The 18,193-nt window shown below is 47.4% G+C and carries 15 protein-coding genes; 3 read left to right on the top strand and 12 right to left on the bottom strand.

Annotated elements, in window-relative coordinates:
* Positions 1–92: 92 nt before the first annotated feature.
* The 5 genes from BN2425_RS20750 to BN2425_RS20770 form a co-directional block, all read right to left on the bottom strand.
* The gene (locus BN2425_RS20750; protein ID WP_042463642.1) at positions 93–1,232 is read right to left on the bottom strand and encodes an acyl-CoA dehydrogenase; all 1,140 of its coding nucleotides are present in this window, start codon (positions 1,230–1,232) and stop codon (positions 93–95) included.
* Between the two features lie 144 nt (positions 1,233–1,376).
* Complete coding sequence (locus BN2425_RS20755) at positions 1,377–2,507, bottom strand: acyl-CoA dehydrogenase (RefSeq protein ID WP_042463645.1); 1,131 nt, start codon at positions 2,505–2,507, stop codon at positions 1,377–1,379.
* Positions 2,508–2,532: 25 nt separating this feature from the next.
* Positions 2,533–3,384, bottom strand: coding sequence for a 3-hydroxybutyryl-CoA dehydrogenase (locus tag BN2425_RS20760; RefSeq protein WP_042463648.1), 852 nt, complete (start codon positions 3,382–3,384; stop codon positions 2,533–2,535).
* Positions 3,385–3,397: 13 nt separating this feature from the next.
* Entirely contained in the window at positions 3,398–4,582 is a 1,185-nt protein-coding gene (locus tag BN2425_RS20765; RefSeq protein WP_042463651.1) for an acetyl-CoA C-acetyltransferase, read from the bottom strand.
* Between the two features lie 303 nt (positions 4,583–4,885).
* The gene (locus BN2425_RS20770; RefSeq protein ID WP_042463653.1) at positions 4,886–6,973 is read right to left on the bottom strand and encodes a heterodisulfide reductase-related iron-sulfur binding cluster; all 2,088 of its coding nucleotides are present in this window, start codon (positions 6,971–6,973) and stop codon (positions 4,886–4,888) included.
* Positions 6,974–7,153: 180 nt separating this feature from the next.
* On the opposite strand from BN2425_RS20770, the gene cls reads away from it, so the two are divergent.
* Positions 7,154–8,356: a cardiolipin synthase gene (gene cls, locus BN2425_RS20775; protein WP_042463656.1), complete on the top strand. Its 1,203-nt coding sequence runs from the start codon at positions 7,154–7,156 to the stop codon at positions 8,354–8,356.
* Positions 8,357–8,371: 15 nt separating this feature from the next.
* Complete coding sequence (gene uvsE / locus BN2425_RS20780; RefSeq protein ID WP_042463658.1) at positions 8,372–9,331, top strand: UV DNA damage repair endonuclease UvsE; 960 nt, start codon at positions 8,372–8,374, stop codon at positions 9,329–9,331.
* Positions 9,332–9,449: 118 nt separating this feature from the next.
* Here the strand turns inward: uvsE and BN2425_RS20785 are convergent, their stop codons facing one another.
* The 5 genes from BN2425_RS20785 to speE all read right to left on the bottom strand — a co-directional run bounded on the left by BN2425_RS20785 (position 9,450) and on the right by speE (position 14,050).
* The gene (locus BN2425_RS20785; RefSeq protein ID WP_042463800.1) at positions 9,450–9,629 is read right to left on the bottom strand and encodes an H-type small acid-soluble spore protein; all 180 of its coding nucleotides are present in this window, start codon (positions 9,627–9,629) and stop codon (positions 9,450–9,452) included.
* A 288-nt stretch (positions 9,630–9,917) separates the two neighbouring features.
* Positions 9,918–11,588: an arginine--tRNA ligase gene (gene argS, locus BN2425_RS20790; protein WP_042463661.1), complete on the bottom strand. Its 1,671-nt coding sequence runs from the start codon at positions 11,586–11,588 to the stop codon at positions 9,918–9,920.
* A complete protein-coding gene (locus tag BN2425_RS20795) occupies positions 11,585–12,004 on the bottom strand; it encodes a DUF1934 domain-containing protein (protein ID WP_235714706.1) in 420 nt (139 codons plus the stop codon). The genes argS and BN2425_RS20795 overlap by 4 nt, the downstream gene beginning before the upstream one ends.
* Positions 12,005–12,234: 230 nt before the next feature.
* Positions 12,235–13,107, bottom strand: coding sequence for an agmatinase (speB, locus tag BN2425_RS20800; RefSeq protein WP_042463667.1), 873 nt, complete (start codon positions 13,105–13,107; stop codon positions 12,235–12,237).
* Positions 13,108–13,219: 112 nt separating this feature from the next.
* The gene (gene speE, locus BN2425_RS20805; RefSeq protein ID WP_042463670.1) at positions 13,220–14,050 is read right to left on the bottom strand and encodes a spermidine synthase; all 831 of its coding nucleotides are present in this window, start codon (positions 14,048–14,050) and stop codon (positions 13,220–13,222) included.
* 509 nt (positions 14,051–14,559) lie between these two features.
* Between speE and BN2425_RS20810 the strand changes: the two genes are divergently transcribed.
* Positions 14,560–16,629 (top strand): transglycosylase domain-containing protein, encoded by a 2,070-nt coding sequence (locus BN2425_RS20810; protein WP_042463674.1) that lies wholly within the window; start codon positions 14,560–14,562, stop codon positions 16,627–16,629.
* A 154-nt stretch (positions 16,630–16,783) separates the two neighbouring features.
* On the opposite strand, the gene BN2425_RS20815 is transcribed toward BN2425_RS20810, so the two are convergent.
* Positions 16,784–17,296 (bottom strand): YwhD family protein, encoded by a 513-nt coding sequence (locus BN2425_RS20815; protein WP_042463677.1) that lies wholly within the window; start codon positions 17,294–17,296, stop codon positions 16,784–16,786.
* 16 nt (positions 17,297–17,312) lie between these two features.
* Complete coding sequence (locus BN2425_RS20820; RefSeq protein WP_042463680.1) at positions 17,313–17,963, bottom strand: site-2 protease family protein; 651 nt, start codon at positions 17,961–17,963, stop codon at positions 17,313–17,315.
* Positions 17,964–18,193: the final 230 nt, after the last annotated feature.

The raw sequence follows: 18,193 nt of genomic DNA on the forward strand, positions 1-18,193 counted from the left end.
CTTCAAAAGTATTTGTGGCGATCCGTCATTACCGCCTTTCACCTATAGGGTAGGCCCGGACCCTGTGGAGGGTCGGGCCGCAATCTGGCTGGTTATTTGGTTAACATTCTCGAAATGACAAGCCGTTGGATTTCTTGGGTGCCTTCATAGATTTGCGTGATTTTGGCATCGCGCATGAACCGTTCAACCGGATAGTCCTTGGTATAACCATAGCCGCCAAAGATTTGCACCGCTTCGGTCGTGACCTTCATTACGGCATCGCCGGCAAACAGTTTCGACATCGCCGACTCTTTTCCATATGGATAGCCGTTCGATTCGAGCCAAGCAGCTTGGTAGGTTAATAGCCTGGCCGCTTCAATGCTGGTTGCCATATCGGCCAGCTTGAAAGAGATGCCTTGGTTGGCAGCGATTGGCTTGCCGAACTGATGGCGTTCTTTTGCATAATCAACAGCTGCATCAAGCGCGCCTTGTGCAATCCCAACCGCTTGTGCCGCGATCCCGTTGCGCCCGCCGTCAAGGGTCATCATCGCAATTTTGAAGCCCTCGCCCTCTGCTCCAAGCCGGTTTTCTACCGGAACTCTGCAATCTTCAAAAATTAATTCTGTGGTCGGCGAGGAACGAATGCCGAGTTTCTTTTCTTTTTTGCCGACTGAGAAGCCTGGGAAGTCTTTTTCGATAACAAACGCGGTGGTACCCTTTTGCCGGCTAGAAGGATCGGTTAAGGCGAACACGACATAAATTTCTGCTTCGCCGCCATTGGTGATGAAGATTTTAGAACCATTGATGATGTAATGGTCGCCTTCAAGCCGTGCAGTCGTCCGCATGCCGCCTGCATCGGAGCCGCTGCCTGGTTCGGTCAGGCCGTAAGCGCCCATCTTGGTTCCCTCCGCAAGCGGCCTTAAATACTGTTGCTTTTGCTCTTCGGTACCAAATTTGTAAATTGGCCAGCTTGCCAGTGAAGTATGGGCTGATAGAGTGACCCCGATTGAGGAATCGATGCGGGATAGCTCCTCGATGGCGATACAGTAGGCCAAGTAGTCGCTGCCAATGCCGCCGTATTCTTCTGGCCACGGAATCCCCGTTAAGCCCAGCTCCGCCATTTTGTTAAAAAGTTCCCTATCAAACCGTTCTTCTTCGTCGCGCTCGGCAGCTGTCGGAGCGACCTCATTTCGGGCAAAATCCCGTACCATTTTGCGGATCATTTCGTGTTCTTCGGATAGTTTAAAGTTCATTTGCATGTCTCTCCCTTGATTTTGTGCTCTATATAAGATTTTTTTAATAGGCAATCATTTAAAATAATCGGATTCTACAAATAGCTATGAGGTATCTACAAAATTGGGTTAGTTATCTACAAATTTACGAGCAACCCCCAAAACTCACAGGTGCTTACTAATCACGATCTTCTGAATCTCACTCGTACCCTCGTAGATTTCCGTAATCTTGGCATCGCGAAAATACCGCTCAACCGGGTAATCCTCCGTATAGCCGTACCCGCCAAACACCTGAACGGCCTCCGTCGCCACTTCAACCGCTGTCTTCGAAGCGAACAGCTTGGCAATCGACGCTTCCTTGCCGCATTTCTCGCCCCGGTTCCGCAAATCGGCCGCCTGGTAGACTAATAGTTTTGCAGCTTCTACTTGAGTCGCCATATCCGCCAGCTTAAAAGCAATTCCCTGCTGGGAGGCAATCGACTTGCCAAACTGGTGCCGTTCTTTGGCATAGGCAGTTGCGGCGGACAGTGCGGCTTCGGCAATCCCCAGCGCCTGGGCGGCAATCCCAATGCGGCCAACATCCAAATTGGCCATTGCGATCTTGAACCCTTCACCTTCTCGGCCCAACAGGTTTTCAATCGGAACCATCATATCTTCAAAGGTCAACTGGACGGTTCGCGACCCGTGCAAGCCCATCTTCTTTTCGTCTTTACCGACTACAAAGCCCGGCATGCCCTTTTCTACAATAAACGCCGAGATCCCCCTGGGACCTTTATCAGGGTTTGTTTTGGCAAACACGATATACACATCTGCTTCAGAGCCATTGGTGATAAACATTTTACTGCCGTTCAGCACATAATGGCCGCCCTGCCTGACCGCGCGGGTTTTCAGACTGGCCGCATCCGAGCCCGAGCTCGGTTCCGTTAAACAAAACGCCCCCAAATAGTCCCCGGCAGCGAGCTTCGGTACATATTTCTGCTTCTGCTCCTCAGTGCCAAAATACAGAATCGGGTTCGTTCCAACGGATGTATGAACCGACAAAATCACGCCAACCGTTGCGCTCACTTTGGACAGTTCATGAATCGTACTGACATAGGAAACAAAGTCCATACCGGCACCACCGTACTCTTCAGGAACCGGAATGCCCATCAGGCCGAGGTGCCCCATTTTTTTCAAAATCTCCCGAGGAAACTCGCCTTGCTCCATTTTTTCAATAAACGGCTCTATCTCACTAGCTGCAAAATCGCGGACCATTTTTTGCAGCATCACTTGTTCTTCGGTGAAAAATAAATTCATGATTCCTCGCTCCTTTGGAGGACGCTTATTCGTAGGTATAGAAGCCGCGGCCTGTTTTCTTGCCGAGCCAGCCAGCCTTCACGTATTTGCGCAGCAGTGGGCATGGCCGGTATTTATCGTCGCCAAACCCCTCATGCAACGTTTCCATAATGTAAAGGCATGTATCTAAGCCGATAAAGTCAGCCAGGGTGAGCGGTCCCATCGGATGGTTCATGCCGAGCTTCATCACTTCGTCAATCGCTTCCTTGGTGGCCACACCCTCGTACAATGTGTAAATGGCTTCATTAATCATTGGCATCAACACCCGGTTTGATACGAATCCTGGAAAATCATTCACTTCAACCGGCACTTTATTCAACGTTTTCGTCATATCTTCAATCACTTGGTACACTTCATCAGAAGTCGCCAGACCGCGGATGATTTCCACCAGCTTCATCACCGGCACCGGATTCATAAAATGCATGCCAATGACCTTCTCCGGCCGCTTCGTTGCCGCTGCAATTTCTGTAATCGGCAGCGACGAGGTGTTGCTGGCTAAAATCGCATGCGCCGGGGTGATTCCATCAAGCTGGGCAAAAATTTTCGCTTTGATGTCCATGTTTTCAACCGCTGCTTCGATAACAAGGTCAACCCCAGCTGCATCCTTTAGGTTGGTTGATACCGTCAACCGAGCTAAAACTTCCTGCTTCTGTTCTTCTGTCTGTCGTCCTTTCTCCACATTGCGCGACAGGTTCTTGTTGATAACTCCTAGACCACGTTCCACAAACTTTGGTTCCAAATCATTGAGCAGTACTTGATATCCCGCCTGGGCACAAACTTGGGCGATCCCCGAGCCCATTTGTCCCGCTCCAATTACCATTACTTTTTCTACTTTCATGGTTCCCCTCCGTTTACCTTTTTGGTACTTCCACCATTATCGCATCCCCTTGGCCGCCGCCGCTGCAAATCGCCGCCACACCAGTTCCACCGCCGCGGCGCTTCAGTTCATGGATCAACGTGATAATAATTCGGGCTCCGCTCGCACCGATTGGATGTCCAAGAGCAACTGCCCCGCCGTTTACATTGATTTTTTCTGGATTGAGGCCAGCAATCTGTTTGCTTGCCAACGCGACCGCAGCAAACGCCTCATTGATTTCAAACAAGTCAATGTCCTCTACAGACTTGCCTGTTTTTCGTAAAATTTCATTAATCACCAAGCCCGGGGTTTTCGGGAAATCTTTGGCTTCCACGGCAACTGCAGCTTGGCCGATGATGACAGCTTCAATCTCACGGCCTTCACGGATAGCGCGCTCCTCACTCATTAATACCAGAGCACCGGCACCGTCATTGATTCCAGGTGCATTTCCTGCTGTAATGGTGCCGCCGCCAAATGCTGGTCCCAGCTTTGCCAATTTTTCTAGCGAGGTATCCTTCCGTGGTGCTTCATCATGCTCGACCACAATGGGTGCACCCTTGCGTTGCGGTACCTCTACTGGAATAATTTCCTCCGCAAACTTCCCGCTTTCGATAGCGGCAATCGCCCGCTGATGGCTGCGGTAGGCCCACTCATCCTGTGCTTCGCGGCTGATCTCCAAATCTTCCGCTGTCGAGTTTCCGTACGTTCCCATATGCACGCCAGTAAAGCTGCAGCTCAAGCCATCGTTAATCATTAAATCTTTGACTGCCCCATCGTTCATCCGGAGGCCCCATCTAGCATTAGGCAGAAAATAAGGTGCATTGCTCATTGATTCCATGCCGCCCGCCACAATCACTTCCTCATCCCCAGCGCGAATGATTTGATCAGCCAATGTGACACTGCGCAATCCGGACGCACACACTTTATTGATCATTTCCGTTTTGACTTCCCAAGGAAGGCCCGCATGGCGTGCTGCTTGACGTGATGGAATCTGCCCTTGTCCTCCTTGCAGCACCGATCCAAAAATCACTTCTTGAACATCTTCAGCCCGCACATCAGCACGCTTTAATGCCGCTTTAATGGCAATTCCCCCAAGCTCTGCCGCTTTCAGACTGCTCAATGCTCCGCCAAATTTTCCAAAAGGTGTTCTAACTCCGCTTAAAATGACCGTTTTCCCCATCCAATACACTCTCCCTTTTATAAAAATTTCTCCCCGTTATGGTGACTGAACGCTCGCTCGATGCTTTTCCCAAAAATAACGCAGGACTCAAATGGGTACCTACGCCAATTGCAAATGTAAGCGTTTTTATTAATAGTTTTATTTTACATGAAAAAAAGCAGAAGTTGAATTATTTTTACATAAAATTACCAAAATTAACTCAACTCTGCTATTCATGATTGTCAGGTTCTAAGATGACTTCCGAGTACTAGCTGGTGCGAACAAGTAGGAGCCAGGAGAACCGTCCCCCTGGATCCCAGATCCCTAGCAGACAGCTTTTTCTAGTAGTTCTGCTACGTCGTAGGTGGATACTTTGTCTTCGACTTCTTTGGCTTTGGTTCCGTCGGTGAGCATGGTTAGGCAGTATGGGCAGCCTGAGCTGATGACGGATGGGTTGACGGATAGTGCTTGTTCGGTTCTGGCGACGTTGATGCGGTGGCCAGTTTCTTCTTCCATCCACATGAGTCCGCCGCCGGCGCCGCAGCACATGCCTTTTTCGCGGTTGCGTTCCATTTCAATCAGCTTGACACCTGGTATGGCTTTCAAAATTTCCCGTGGTGGATCGTAGACATCGTTGTAACGGCCTAAGTAACACGAGTCATGGAACGTGATTGTTTCATTAACCGCATTCTTCGGCACGATGCGCCCTTCCTTCACCAGCTGATACAGAACTTCCGTATGGTGATACACCTCTGCTTCCAAGCCGAAATCAGGGTATTCATTTTTGAAAATATTATAGGCATGCGGGTCAATTGTAACGATTTTCTTGACCTCTGCCTTTTCGAATTCTTCAATGTTTTTCGCAGCTAAATCCTGGAACAAGAACTCGTTGCCTAAGCGGCGGGCAGTATCCCCAGAGTTCTTTTCCTTATTGCCAAGGATAGCAAACTTCACACCTGCTTCATTCAAAAGTTTTGCGAAGCTTAACGCGATTTTTTGTGAGCGGTTATCGTAAGAGCCCATCGAACCGACCCAGAATAGGTATTCGAACTCTTCGCCCGCTTTGTTCATTTCCTTAACCGTTTTCACCTCAACATCGTCGCGGAGCTCACGCCAGTCTTCGCGCTCTTTACGGTTCAAGCCCCATGGATTGCCTTGACGCTCAATGTTCGTCATCGCGCGCTGGGCATCGGCATCCATTTTTCCTTCTGTTAAAACAAGATAACGGCGCAGGTCAATAATTTTATCAACGTGCTCGTTCATAACCGGGCATTGGTCCTCACAGTTGCGGCAAGTCGTACATGCCCAGATCTCTTCTTCGGTGATCACATCGCCGATTAAGCTTGGGCTATATACTGAAGTAGCAGCCGTTTCTTCAGCACCTTGTCCGCTAGCGGCCAGCGCAATTTGGTTGCCTTTTGTATTGGCAAACGCAAACGTCGGCACCCATGGCTGCTTGGAGGTAACCGCAGCACCATAGTTGGTTAAGTGGTCGCGCATTTTTACGATTAAATCCATCGGTGACAGCATTTTGCCTGTTCCGGTGGCCGGACACATATTGGTACAGCGGCCGCACTCGACGCAGGCGTAAAAATCAATCATTTGCAGCTGGGTGAAGTCTTCAATTTTTCCAACCCCAAACGATTCTTGTGATTCATCTTCAAAGTCAATTTTTTTCAATTTACCCGGCTTTTCTAACCGGTTGAAGTAGACGTTTGCCGGACCGGCAATTAAATGGGCGTGCTTGGATTGCGGTACGTAAACTAAGAACGACAGCAAGAACAGCAGGTGAATCCACCAGGCCACATAGAAGACGGCCGTTGCGGCTGTTTCACCAATTCCGGAGAAAATAGTCGCAATTAGCGATGCAATTGGTTCCGTCCACGACGTCTCTTCGCCGTGCCAGATGATGCCCATGCCGTTTCCTAATAAAACAGACAACATCAAGCCGCCGATAAAAATTAACACAAGACCCGACTTGAAATTCCGTTTTAACCGGACTAATTTTTCAACATAGCGGCGGTAGAAAGCCCAAACAACAGCTACTAAAATCATCAAGGTGACAATTTCTTGGAAGAAAGTGAAGCCTGGATATAACGGGCCAAGCGGCAGATGTGACCCTGGCGCTAGTCCTTTCCAGATAAAATCAATCGCTCCAAATTGGACAAGGATGAAACCATAGAAGAACATCACGTGCATCGCACCGCTTTTCTTATCCTTCAAAAGCTTCTTTTGTCCAAAGACGTTGATCCAGATTTTCTCCAGCCGTGCTTTTACGTTGTTATCAAACTCGACCTTTTTGCCGAGCTTAATATACTCGATGCGAGTTTTGACAACATAAACGAACAGGCTAATAGCGTAAGCGGTTACAGCCAAAAACGCAATGAGGTTGACCCATAAGAGTCCATTCACATTGAAACGCCCCTTTCCTAATTCTCTCCCCGATTATTTTTAAGTTGTAGAAAATATGAAATTTTCTGAACATCTTACCCATATTATAAAAATGAATGAGCATTCAGTCAAACCATTTTTGCAAACTTATAGAAATGATTTTTCTAGGAAAAACTACAACAGACTGGAGGATGGCTTCCAATGAATGTTGTGATTGCGTTGATCGCACTGGTACTTCTTTCCATTATATGGCTTGTTTTAGATTTTAGCTTGGGACTAAAGAAGCATCTTGCTTCCTCTACTCAGAAGGAAACCCCCATCCTGCATGGAGACCTTGATATTTTTCCGCATGGAAAGAAGCTGTTCACCGATTATTTTGCTGAAATCCGGGCGGCCAAACATCATGTTCATGTGTTGTTTTATATCATAAAAAATGACCCGTTTAGTCAGGAATTCTTTCAGCTGTTAAAAAACAAGGCACAACAAGGTATCGAAGTCCGGTTGCTTTTGGACCAACTAGGCGGCTTAAAGGTGAAAAGAGCTGACATTCAGGCGCTCAAACAGGCGGGTGTTCAGTTTGCCTATTGCAACCGGATTCGGTTTCCGTTTCTGTTCTATACGGCACAGGTACGCAATCACCGAAAAGTCTCGATTATTGATGGGAAAATTGGCTATCTTGGCGGGTTTAATATTGGAAAAGAGTATATTGACCAAGACCCAAAACTCAGTCCTTGGCGCGATTACCATTTGAAAATCACAGGTGAGAGCGTCAATTTTTTACAAAGCGAGTTTTTAATCGACTGGCGGATTGCGACTGGGGAGAATTTGCAGAGAGATACATTCTATTTTCCTAAACTGCACCAAGGCTCAGTCCGCCACCGGCTGGTGCCAACAGAGTGCGGCCAGCTTGAAGGGTTTCAAATCAGGCTGATTCAAAAGGCCAAACGGACAATTCTAATCGGTACACCCTACTTTATTCCAAGTAAAAAAGTGCTGAATGAACTGCTAACAGCATTAGGGCGCGGGGTCAACCTTACGATCCTGACCCCCTACACCGCAGACCATATATTGGTTCAGGAAGCGTCCTATCGGTTTTTGCGGGTTTTAATTTCCGCAGGAGCACAGGTTTACCAGTATAAAAAAGGTTTTTACCATGCGAAAGTAATTGTCATCGATGATAAGGTGTGCGACGTGGGAACAGCCAATTTTGATAATCGAAGCTTCTTTTTAAATAAAGAAATCAACTGCTATATCTATGACCGCCCGTTTATTGAACGACTCCTGTCAGTTTTAAATCAAGACATCCTCGACTCGGAGCTGATGTCGTTAGAAAACCTCAATAAGCCAAATGTTGGCCGCGCTGTTAAAGAGGCGGCTGCCCAGGCTATATCCTTTTTCCTCTAGGAAGGGGCTAGATTTATGAAAATTCGTTTCGGCTATGTTTCCCATGCCATCACCCTATGGGATGCCTCGCCAGCCAAAACGCTGACATTTACCCGTTATCAGCAGATGAATGAGCAGGAACGCACGGAAAAACTGCTAGAAGTGACCAAGCAAAATCTCAACCATACCCGAAGGATGCTGTACTATAATCTCGCCCATGAAATCGAACTGTACCGGTTTTCGAGTTCGATTGTCCCATTAGCGACACATCCAGAGGTGCTTTGGGATTATAAGACACCGTTTGTGGCGGAGTGGCAGGAGCTCGGTGAGTTGGTGCGGAAAAACAACCTGCGCGTCAGCTTTCACCCCAATCAGTTTACGCTGTTTACTTCACCGCAGAAAAAAATTACGGAGAACGCGGTGGGAGACATGAAGTATCATTATGGAATGTTAGAGGCAATGGGGATTGAGCAGGACAGCTTAATCAATATTCATGTTGGCGGCGCCTATGGTGATAAGGAAAAGGCAGTTGCCCGGTTTCACAAAAATTTGACCGCACTGCCGGCCCCAATTAAAAAGATTATGACGTTGGAGAATGATGATAAAACCTATACCACTGAGGAAACATTGGCTGTGTGTGAAAAAGAAGGAGTCCCACTGTTATTTGATTACCATCATCACATGGCCAATTTGTCAGAGGCTCCCTTGGAGGAATTGCTGCCGCGGGTGTTTGCAACGTGGGCAGTGCGGCCTAATTTAGTGCCAAAAATTCATATCTCGTCGCCAAAAACTGAAAAGGAATTCCGGTCGCACGCCGACTTCGTCGACCCCGAATTCATCATGCCACTCATCATCCTGCTAAAAGAAATCGGCCAAGACGTCGACTTCATGATCGAAGCCAAAGCCAAAGACCAAGCCCTGCTAAAACTCGTCGCAGACCTAAGCAAAACCCGCGGAATCACCCGCCTAACCGGTGCCAGCATCACCATCAAATAACCGGGCTTTCCCCCTTTAAAGCGATGGGGGACAGGCCCCCGCTCAGGTAACGTATTAATGCGGTGGGGGACAGGCCCCGTTACAGAAACAAGTCTCCGATGGATTTCGGAGACTTGTTTTATTCTTCGATGAGATATAGTACTGGGACGTCTTGTTCGTTTTCGGGGTCTTTCCTTGTGTAGATGCGGGCCATTTTGCTGGCTTCGTCAATGTGCTGGATGATGACGGGTGTTCCTTCATAGGTCACGTTGATCATGTCAGCGGATTCCAAGATTTCTTTTGCTCTTCCTACATTCATGCGTGCGGTTCCACTCCTCACTGAAAAGTCTTTTATAATATTTGCATTTTTTTGGGAGGTATTCATGTTATAGGAAAAAACATACGTGATTTTACCCACTTTAATAGGGGTACCAGCGTTTTTGGCTGGCTTACCGGCGAAGTTTACACTTTTACCGGTGAAATCCCCCCTTGTATCAACCCAAACATGTACATTACCGGCGGATCTAGACAATTTACCAGCACTTCAATCCAATTCTAAATTTTCCAAACAAAAAACCCTCCCATAATGGGAGAGCTTCTAAAAGTCTTACATTTTTTCCGGAGCAGATACCCCGATTAACGCCAATGCATTCTTCAGTGAGATTTGCACGGCTTTTACCAGCGCAAGGCGGGCCTTCGTACGGTCTAGATGCTCCAAATCAAGCACTTTTTCCGCATTATAAAAACTATGGAACGCTGAAGCCAATTCATTGATATAGTTTGTAATCCGATGCGGCACCCGCTTCAAGGCTGCCTCACCGACCGCCGCAGGGAACTCACCTAATTTTTTCAGCAAATCAATTTCCTTTTCGGCACCAACCATTGAGAAATCGGCATTATTATCTACCTTTACACCCTGTTCCTCACCAGAACGTAAAATCGAGCAAATCCGGGCGTGCGCATATTGCGCATAGTATACTGGGTTTTCATTAGATTGCGATACCGCCAAATCCAAGTCAAAATCAAGATGTGTATCCGAGCTGCGCATCGCAAAGAAATAACGCGTCGCATCGAGGCCAACCTCATCGACCAAGTCCCGCATGGTAACAGCCTTTCCGGTCCGTTTGCTCATCTTCATTTTCTCGCCATTTTTATAAAGATGAACGAGCTGGATGATTTCCACCTCGAGTGCCTCGCGGTCATAACCCAGCGCCTGGATCGCTGCCTTCATCCTTGGGATATAGCCATGATGGTCCGCGCCCCAGATATTGATTAATTTTTCAAAGCCGCGGTCGAGCTTGTTTTTATGATAAGCAATATCCGGAGTCAAATACGTATAGGACCCATCTTGCTTAATTAGCACGCGGTCTTTGTCATCGCCAAAGTCTGTTGAACGCAGCCAGGTTGCCCCGTCCTGTTCATATACATAGCCCGTTTTGCGAAGCGCTTCGAGCGCCTCATCGATTTGGCCATTTTTATAAAGCGAGGTTTCCGAGAACCACACATCAAAGCGGACACGGAAATCCTCAAGATCCCGCTGCAGTTTGGCCATTTCTGTCTTCAGGCCGTACTGACGGAAAAATTCAAATCGTTCTTCTTCCGATAGATTCACATATTTGTCGCCGTACTCTTCAGCCAGCTTCTTTCCGATCCCTACAATATCCGCACCATGGTAGCCATCCTCCGGCATCTCCTTTTCCATGCCTAAGGCTTGGAAATAGCGTGCCTCAACAGAACGAGCAAGATTATTAATTTGGTTACCGGCGTCGTTAATATAGTATTCGCGGGAAACATCGTAGCCTGCTTTGTCCAAAATGTTGCACAATGAGTCCCCGACTGCCGCACCGCGGGCATGTCCTAGGTGAAGGTCACCTGTCGGGTTGGCTGACACAAACTCAACTTGAATTTTTTGCTGGCCGCCGACATTGGTTTCGCCATAGCGGTCCCCAGCCTCAAGAATGGCTGGAATCAAGTCAGTCAGATAACCATTATTCATAAAGAAGTTAATAAATCCAGGACCGGCAATCTCCAACTTTTCAATCGATGCCTTGGATCGGTCGAAGTTCTCTATAATAGCTTCTGCTATCATGCGTGGTGCCTTTTTAGCCACACGAGCCAGCTGCATCGCCATATTTGTGGAATAATCCCCATGAGCCTTTTCCTTTGGAACCTCTAAGATAACATCGGGAATCTGGTCTTCAGCCGCAAGGCCGGCCTTAAGCACGGCAGCCCGAATCTCTTCCTTTAATTTCTGTTGCGTTTGTTCAACTATATTCATATACGGTCCTCCTGAAAACTAATCTCTAAATGATATGTACCGGCATGGGCACCCTGCATGGCAAAATCATAAATGATATCCATAAAGCCTTTGCCGTTCTCATAACTAAGTTCCAACTTTTTCGTCTCTGTTGTTGTTTCAAACACACCAAACGGCATTTCATAGCTGCCCCGCAGCTTTTTTTCCAAAACAAACGGCAGCCGCATCTTCACCGCACCGCTGCGCAAAATCAATGCAGCATCCGCCGTCATTTTTACAATCGTCCGGACACTGCCCGCTTCCATCGCTTCCTCATACTGCAAATAAGAAGCCTCATCTCTTTGAAAATAGCGGCCAAACACCACCAATTCAAGCGACTCCTCCTGGTCAATCGTCGTCTTCACACTAATCCTAACCGGAATCTCCGCATCAGCCAAGCAGAATCCCTCCTTGAAATGAAGCATGGGGACGGTTCTTCTGCTTCATTTTTTCATAGCTTCCATGCAAGCTCTCTCTCTGTTTAGAAACCGTCAGCCATTCTTATATATGATGTCACTATCATTGACGATCGCTCGTAAATGCATACTTATCCATTATAAACATTGAACCCGGACAAATCAAAGATGCCTGTCCGTTTTTGGGACAGGCACCAGCCTTTACATGTTTGTTATTTAATCCAGCCAAGAATCATTTCACGGATTAACTTGCTTGCTGTGTTAACCGTTTGTTCTGATGGGTCCCAAACTGGAGCGACTTCGACTAAATCGCCGCCGACCACGTTGACCTCAGAACGGGCAATCTCATGAATCGAAGCTAGCAGCTCTTTAGAAGTAATTCCGCCTGCGTCCACTGTGCCAGTTCCCGGCGCATGTGCTGGATCGAGGACATCGATATCAATGGTGACATAAACCGGACGACCAGCCAGCTGCGGCAGAATCTGCTTTAACGGTTCCAGAACTTCAAACTTGCTGATATGCATGCCATTTTCCTTCGCCCACTCAAATTCCTCTTTCATCCCCGAGCGGATACCGAATGAATAAACATTCTTTGGTCCGATGTGCTCGGCAATCTTGCGGATTGGCGTCGAGTGTGACAATGGCTCACCTTCGTATTGTTCACGCAAGTCAGTATGCGCATCAAAATGAATAATTGCTAAATCCGGATATTTCTTATATACCGCCTTCATGACCGGCCAAGAAACAAGGTGTTCGCCGCCCATGCCAAGCGGAAACTTACCGGCATCGAGAATCCGGTCAACAAACTCCTCAATCATGTCCAAGCTGCGCTGCGCATTGCCAAACGGCAGCGGAATATCGCCTGCATCAAAATACTTTACATCATCCAGTTCTCGGTCAAGGTACGGGCTGTACTCCTCCAGACCAGGTGATACCTCACGAATCCTTGTCGGACCAAACCGAGAGCCCGGACGGAAACTAACCGTCCAATCCATCGGCATCCCATAAAGAACCACACGGCTCTCCTCAAACACAGGATGACTCTTAATAAACACATTCCCTGAATACGTCTCCTCAAAACGCATAAACCCAACTCCTCTCCGGTGCCTAAGCCCCTCTGCTGCCTTAACGCATTACTTTGGCGGGGGCCTGTCCCCCAGCGCTTTAAAGGTTGCCATAGCGGGGGCCTGTCCCCGTTTATTTCACTAAGTCTGCCACGAATTTGGGCAGGATAAAGGCTGCTTTGTGTATTTCTTTTGTGTAGTATTTGGTTTCGATTTCGTGGAAGCTATCGTCGGTTACTGCCAGCGGGTCGTGTTTTTTGGATCCGATGGTGAATGCCCATAGGCCGCTTGGGTAGGTTGGAATGTTAGCCAGGTACAAGCGGGTGATCGGGAAGATTTCACGGACATCCCGCTGGACGTTGCGGATCAGATCGGCTTTAAACCACGGATTGTCGGACTGGGCGACAAACAGGCCATCGTCTTTTAAGGCTTTGGCAATTCCAGCATAGAAGCCTTTCGTAAACAGATTAACCGCCGGGCCGACTGGCTCGGTTGAGTCCACCAGGATGACATCATATTCCCCGTTGCTGTTGGCGATATGCATAAACCCATCATCGACGCGCACTTCAACACGCGGGTCATCCAGTTTACCGGCGATCTCCGGCAGGTATTTTTTCGAGTACTCGATGACCTTACCGTCGATATCGACAAGCGTTGCTTTCTTTACTTCCGGATGCTTCAGCACCTCACGGATCACACCGCCATCACCGCCCCCCACCACAAGAACATTTTCCGGGTTTGGATGTGTAAACAGCGGAACGTGTGCTACCATTTCGTGATAGACGAATTCATCCCTGACCGAAGTCATGACCATGCCGTCCAAAAGCAGCATGTTGCCCCATTCCTCCGTTTCTACCATATCCAGCTTTTGAAACTCTGTTTGTTCTGTATGTAAGGTATTATTCACTTTCATCGTAATACCAAAGTTCTCGGTCTGCTTTTCAGTAAACCAAAGTCCACCCATATCGTCTTCCCTCTTTCATTCCAAATTTTAGAAGCATGAAACAATGAACACGAAGAGTTCTAGGCCTACACCGCGGACCGGGCTTCCACTTTATCCCTAGTAGTATCAAGAAAATGGTCCAGCCTAAGGCCATACGGCGCTGACCATAGCTTCCGCTTTTCTGTATTAGTTAAAAAAATAACGGCTTTGAGAATTGTCCAGCTCCAGTGCCCTAGCACCTAGTGTCCTTCGCACTCCGCCCTACGATAAGTCAACATCGATTCACCTTCGGCTCATCGTGTTTCCTATATCTCAGTTGGAGCACTCCAGGCCATACGGCGCTGAGCAGGGCACTTCCGCTTTTCTTATATACTACCCAAACTATTGAATTACAATCACACAAAAAAGTCTAGCAAAATTTATGAATTTCCTCTTAAAAAATGTTTAAAACAAAACTCTTTTTTCAATACTATTACTATCTATATTTTTACAGAAATCACCAAAATACATTTAGAGAGGACGGGAACAGCATGGAAATCATGACGAATCACGGATTTCGGAAGACCGTCAAATATTTGCGTGCACTTTTTTTCATCAGTTTGATTGGCATGATTTGTATGTTCATACTCATCATGGGCGTCCTCGGATATGCCAAAATCCTAGGGGCGCCGCCGCTGGCTGTTCCGCAGTCGACACTGTTTTTCGCTGACGACGGCACACTGATCGGTGAAACCAATAATGGCCAAAAACGCTATTGGGCCAAGCTCGACGACATCTCACCCGATTTGGTCAACGCCACCATTTCCATCGAGGATAAAAGTTTTTTCACCCATCACGGCTTTGATTATAAACGCGTCGCCGGGGCGATCCTTGCTGATATGAAAGCGATGGCAAAGGTCCAGGGGGCGAGTACCATTACCCAGCAGTACGCGCGGAACCTATTTCTCGAACACGATAAAACCTGGAAGCGTAAACTGCTCGAAGCCTTTTATACGATTCGCCTGGAAATGAATTATTCAAAAAAACAAATTCTAGAAGGCTACTTAAATACCATCTACTATGGCAACGGTGCATACGGTGTTGAAGCCGCCAGTCAATACTATTTTGGGAAACCGGCCTCCAAACTCACGCTCAGCGAAGCTAGCATGCTTGCTGGCATCCCAAAAGGCCCAGGCATTTATTCACCGCTTAGTTCAATGGAAAAAGCCAAGGACCGCCAGAACATTATTTTGCAAAGCATGGTCAAAAACGGCTATATCTCAAAAACCAAAGCGGAGCAAGCAGTCAGCCAGCCGCTGCAAGTAACCGGCGAACATCCCGCCAAAAAAGTTAAGGTTGCTCCCTATTTTCAGGATGCCGTTAAAAACGCCCTTAAAAACCAGCTCCATCTAGATGACCGTACGATAGCCCTGGGTGGATTAAAGGTATACACTACCTTGGATGTGAAGCAGCAAGAGGCGGCAGAGCGCGAAGCCAGTAAATATGTCTCCGATTCATCCAAAATCCAAATCGGCTTGGTCGCCATGGATCCAAAAAACGGCCAGGTGAAGGCCATGGTTGGGGGACGGGATTATCAAAAAAGTCCGTTTAACCGTGCCGTGCAAGCGGTCCGCCAGCCCGGTTCGACGATTAAACCGCTGCTCTATTATGCAGCACTAGAAAACGGCTTTACCCCCTCGTCAACCATGCGGAGCGAATATACGACGTTCCAGATTGATGATGGCAAGTCCGAGTACACACCGCATAATTTTAATAATAAATATGCGGACGGGGAAATTACACTCGCCCAAGCCCTCGCTGTTTCTGATAATATTTTCGCCGTCAAAACACATTTGTTCTTAGGCGAAGATACCTTAATTAAGACAGCGAAACGGTTTGGGATTTCTACCAAGATGGAGCAAGTTCCATCGCTCGCCCTTGGCACATCCGGCGTCAGGGTCATCGATATGGCCAATGCCTACAGCCTGCTGGCCAATGGCGGTAAAAAGGTTACGCCGACACTGATCACTAAAGTTGAAGATTATAACGGCAATGTGATATTTGAAAGCACCGAGGTGTCCAAGCAAGTCTTGGATCCGGCCAAAGCGTTTGTCTTGACGCAGATGATGACCGGCGTGTTTGACCCGAAACTAAACGGCTACGCCAGGGTAACCGGCAGCACCATTATCGACACATTAACAAGACCATATGCCGGTAAATCCGGTTCCACGGAAACCGACAGCTGGATGATTGGCTATTCACCGCAGCTCGTGACGGCCGTATGGGCCGGCTATGACAGTGGAAACAAACCTTTGGAAGCCGCACCTGAAAAAACTTATGCGAAAAACGTCTGGGCCCATTTCATGGAGGAGGCCCTCGACGGCAAACCAGTCAAGTCATTTAAGCCACCGAAGGAAGGGGTCATCGGCGTGTATATCGACCCAGCTAACGGCAAGCTGGCCACGAAAGATTGTCCGGTCCGGCGCTTTACCTATTTCGAAACTGGCACCGAGCCAACTGATTATTGCACAGAGCATATCCATGACGATCACGATAAGCCGCAAACCAAACCTAATCAGGATAAAAAGGTCCCATGGTACAAACGGATTTTCCCATGGTGACAACGAATTTACTGCTATAATAACGGAAAAAGCTCCGGAGAATCCTCCGGAGCTTTTCCTGTCCTAGTTTTACAGTGCTTTCACACTGCTTATATAGTACCATGTTTTTGCAAAACTACAAGCAATTGAGCTCGATTATTTTTTTGAAAAAATTTTACTCTGCGAGCAGTCCTTTTTTCAGTTCCTCTGCCGAATTATTCCAAAGTTCTTCATTGTGGCTGCGCAAAAACTCAGCTAACACACGCTTTGATTTTTCATCCATATGGTCGACGATAATATGGCGCTTCAGCGATTTATCCATCCGGTTCACATGTTCCGGCAGCGACTTGTAGCCGCGGCGGATCGAGCGGTCCACCGTCATATAGCAGGCCGTTACACCCGCATAATAAGGCCCAGTTTCAGCACGGTCAATCGTCACCCAAACGAGCCAATACGGCTTGCCATTCGGAACCTCTTCTTGATTGGGCAAGAACTTAATGCCCTTCTCCAAGGCACTGCGGGCATGCATCGCACCAACGTCGATTTCTGCCTCACCTGCCTCAATATCGATGATAACCGGTGAAATATTGTCCAAACTCAAGACACCGGCGCCATAGCCTTTATGGCCCTTCATTGGGTCTTCAGGCTTGATAATATTAAATCCGAGTTTTTTCTTTTTTTCTTCCATTAATGCTTAAACCTCCTTAAAAAAACAAGCTGAAGAAAAAGTCGCTTAACCCTCCGGATACCCATGGTACCACGACGTTAAAAATAGGTTGAATCGTATAATTGTCCAAAGGGGTAATGACTAAGATTAGAAAAATCAGCATCCCGTATTGTTCATACTGTGTCATTTTTGAACGAATGTCATTGGGCATTAAATCCTCGATAATCCGATAACCATCGAGCGGCGGCAGCGGAATCAAGTTAAAAATGAACAAGACAATATTCAAGTTAATAAATATATTGATAAACAGCATGAAATTATCGGAAGTCCCAGCACCAAACCGGTTTACCCCATATCCGATGATGAAACCGATGCAGGCCAACAGCAGATTGGAAAGCGGCCCGACCACCGATACCAGTACCCCGGCAAGCCGCGGCTTTTTAAAAAAGAACCGGTTTACCGGAACAGGTCTGGCCCAGCCAAAGCCAGCGATAAAAATTAAAATTGTCCCAATCGGATCCAGATGTTTAATTGGATTAATCGTAAGCCTTCCTTGGTTTTTGGCCGTCATATCCCCAAACTTATAGGCCACAAAGGCATGGGCAAATTCGTGAAACGTGAAAGCAAATATCAACGTAATCGCAACATAAGGAATCAATTTAATTGGATAGGCTAAAAATTGTTCCAACAGATTTCTCCTTCCCGTAACGGACTGTTTTATTGTTCTCTCTCTTTATTTTTCAAGCTCCCCAAGCAGTTTTGCTTTTCTTCAGTATACATGATTACCTTTTAAAAAAGAAAATATATGTGCCGTCGATTATTGCACTTTTCGCGTGTTTGTGGAACACTACAATGGAAAGCAAAGGCTTGGACATCCGTACATAACCAGCTCTTTTGCCAAAAGATTAAAGGAGGAAT

It is taken from the genome of Neobacillus dielmonensis, from assembly GCF_000612665.1.
GTDB lineage: Bacteria > Bacillota > Bacilli > Bacillales > Cytobacillaceae > Neobacillus > Neobacillus dielmonensis.

Bases quoted from the DNA above. Each gene is read 5' to 3' on its own strand.
- BN2425_RS20750 (WP_042463642.1), bottom strand. From the start codon at position 1,232: ATGAACTTTAAACTATCCGAAGAACACGAAATGATCCGCAAAATGGTA.
- argS (WP_042463661.1), bottom strand. From the start codon at position 11,588: ATGAATATAGTTGAACAAACGCAACAGAAATTAAAGGAAGAGATTCGG.
- BN2425_RS20785 (WP_042463800.1), bottom strand. From the start codon at position 9,629: ATGAATGTAGGAAGAGCAAAAGAAATCTTGGAATCCGCTGACATGATC.
- cls (WP_042463656.1), top strand. From the start codon at position 7,154: ATGAATGTTGTGATTGCGTTGATCGCACTGGTACTTCTTTCCATTATA.
- BN2425_RS20755 (WP_042463645.1), bottom strand. From the start codon at position 2,507: ATGAATTTATTTTTCACCGAAGAACAAGTGATGCTGCAAAAAATGGTC.
- speE (WP_042463670.1), bottom strand. From the start codon at position 14,050: ATGGGTGGACTTTGGTTTACTGAAAAGCAGACCGAGAACTTTGGTATT.
- BN2425_RS20765 (WP_042463651.1), bottom strand. From the start codon at position 4,582: ATGGGGAAAACGGTCATTTTAAGCGGAGTTAGAACACCTTTTGGAAAA.
- BN2425_RS20810 (WP_042463674.1), top strand. From the start codon at position 14,560: ATGGAAATCATGACGAATCACGGATTTCGGAAGACCGTCAAATATTTG.
- speB (WP_042463667.1), bottom strand. From the start codon at position 13,107: ATGCGTTTTGAGGAGACGTATTCAGGGAATGTGTTTATTAAGAGTCAT.
- BN2425_RS20760 (WP_042463648.1), bottom strand. From the start codon at position 3,384: ATGAAAGTAGAAAAAGTAATGGTAATTGGAGCGGGACAAATGGGCTCG.
- BN2425_RS20815 (WP_042463677.1), bottom strand. From the start codon at position 17,296: ATGGAAGAAAAAAAGAAAAAACTCGGATTTAATATTATCAAGCCTGAA.
- uvsE (WP_042463658.1), top strand. From the start codon at position 8,372: ATGAAAATTCGTTTCGGCTATGTTTCCCATGCCATCACCCTATGGGAT.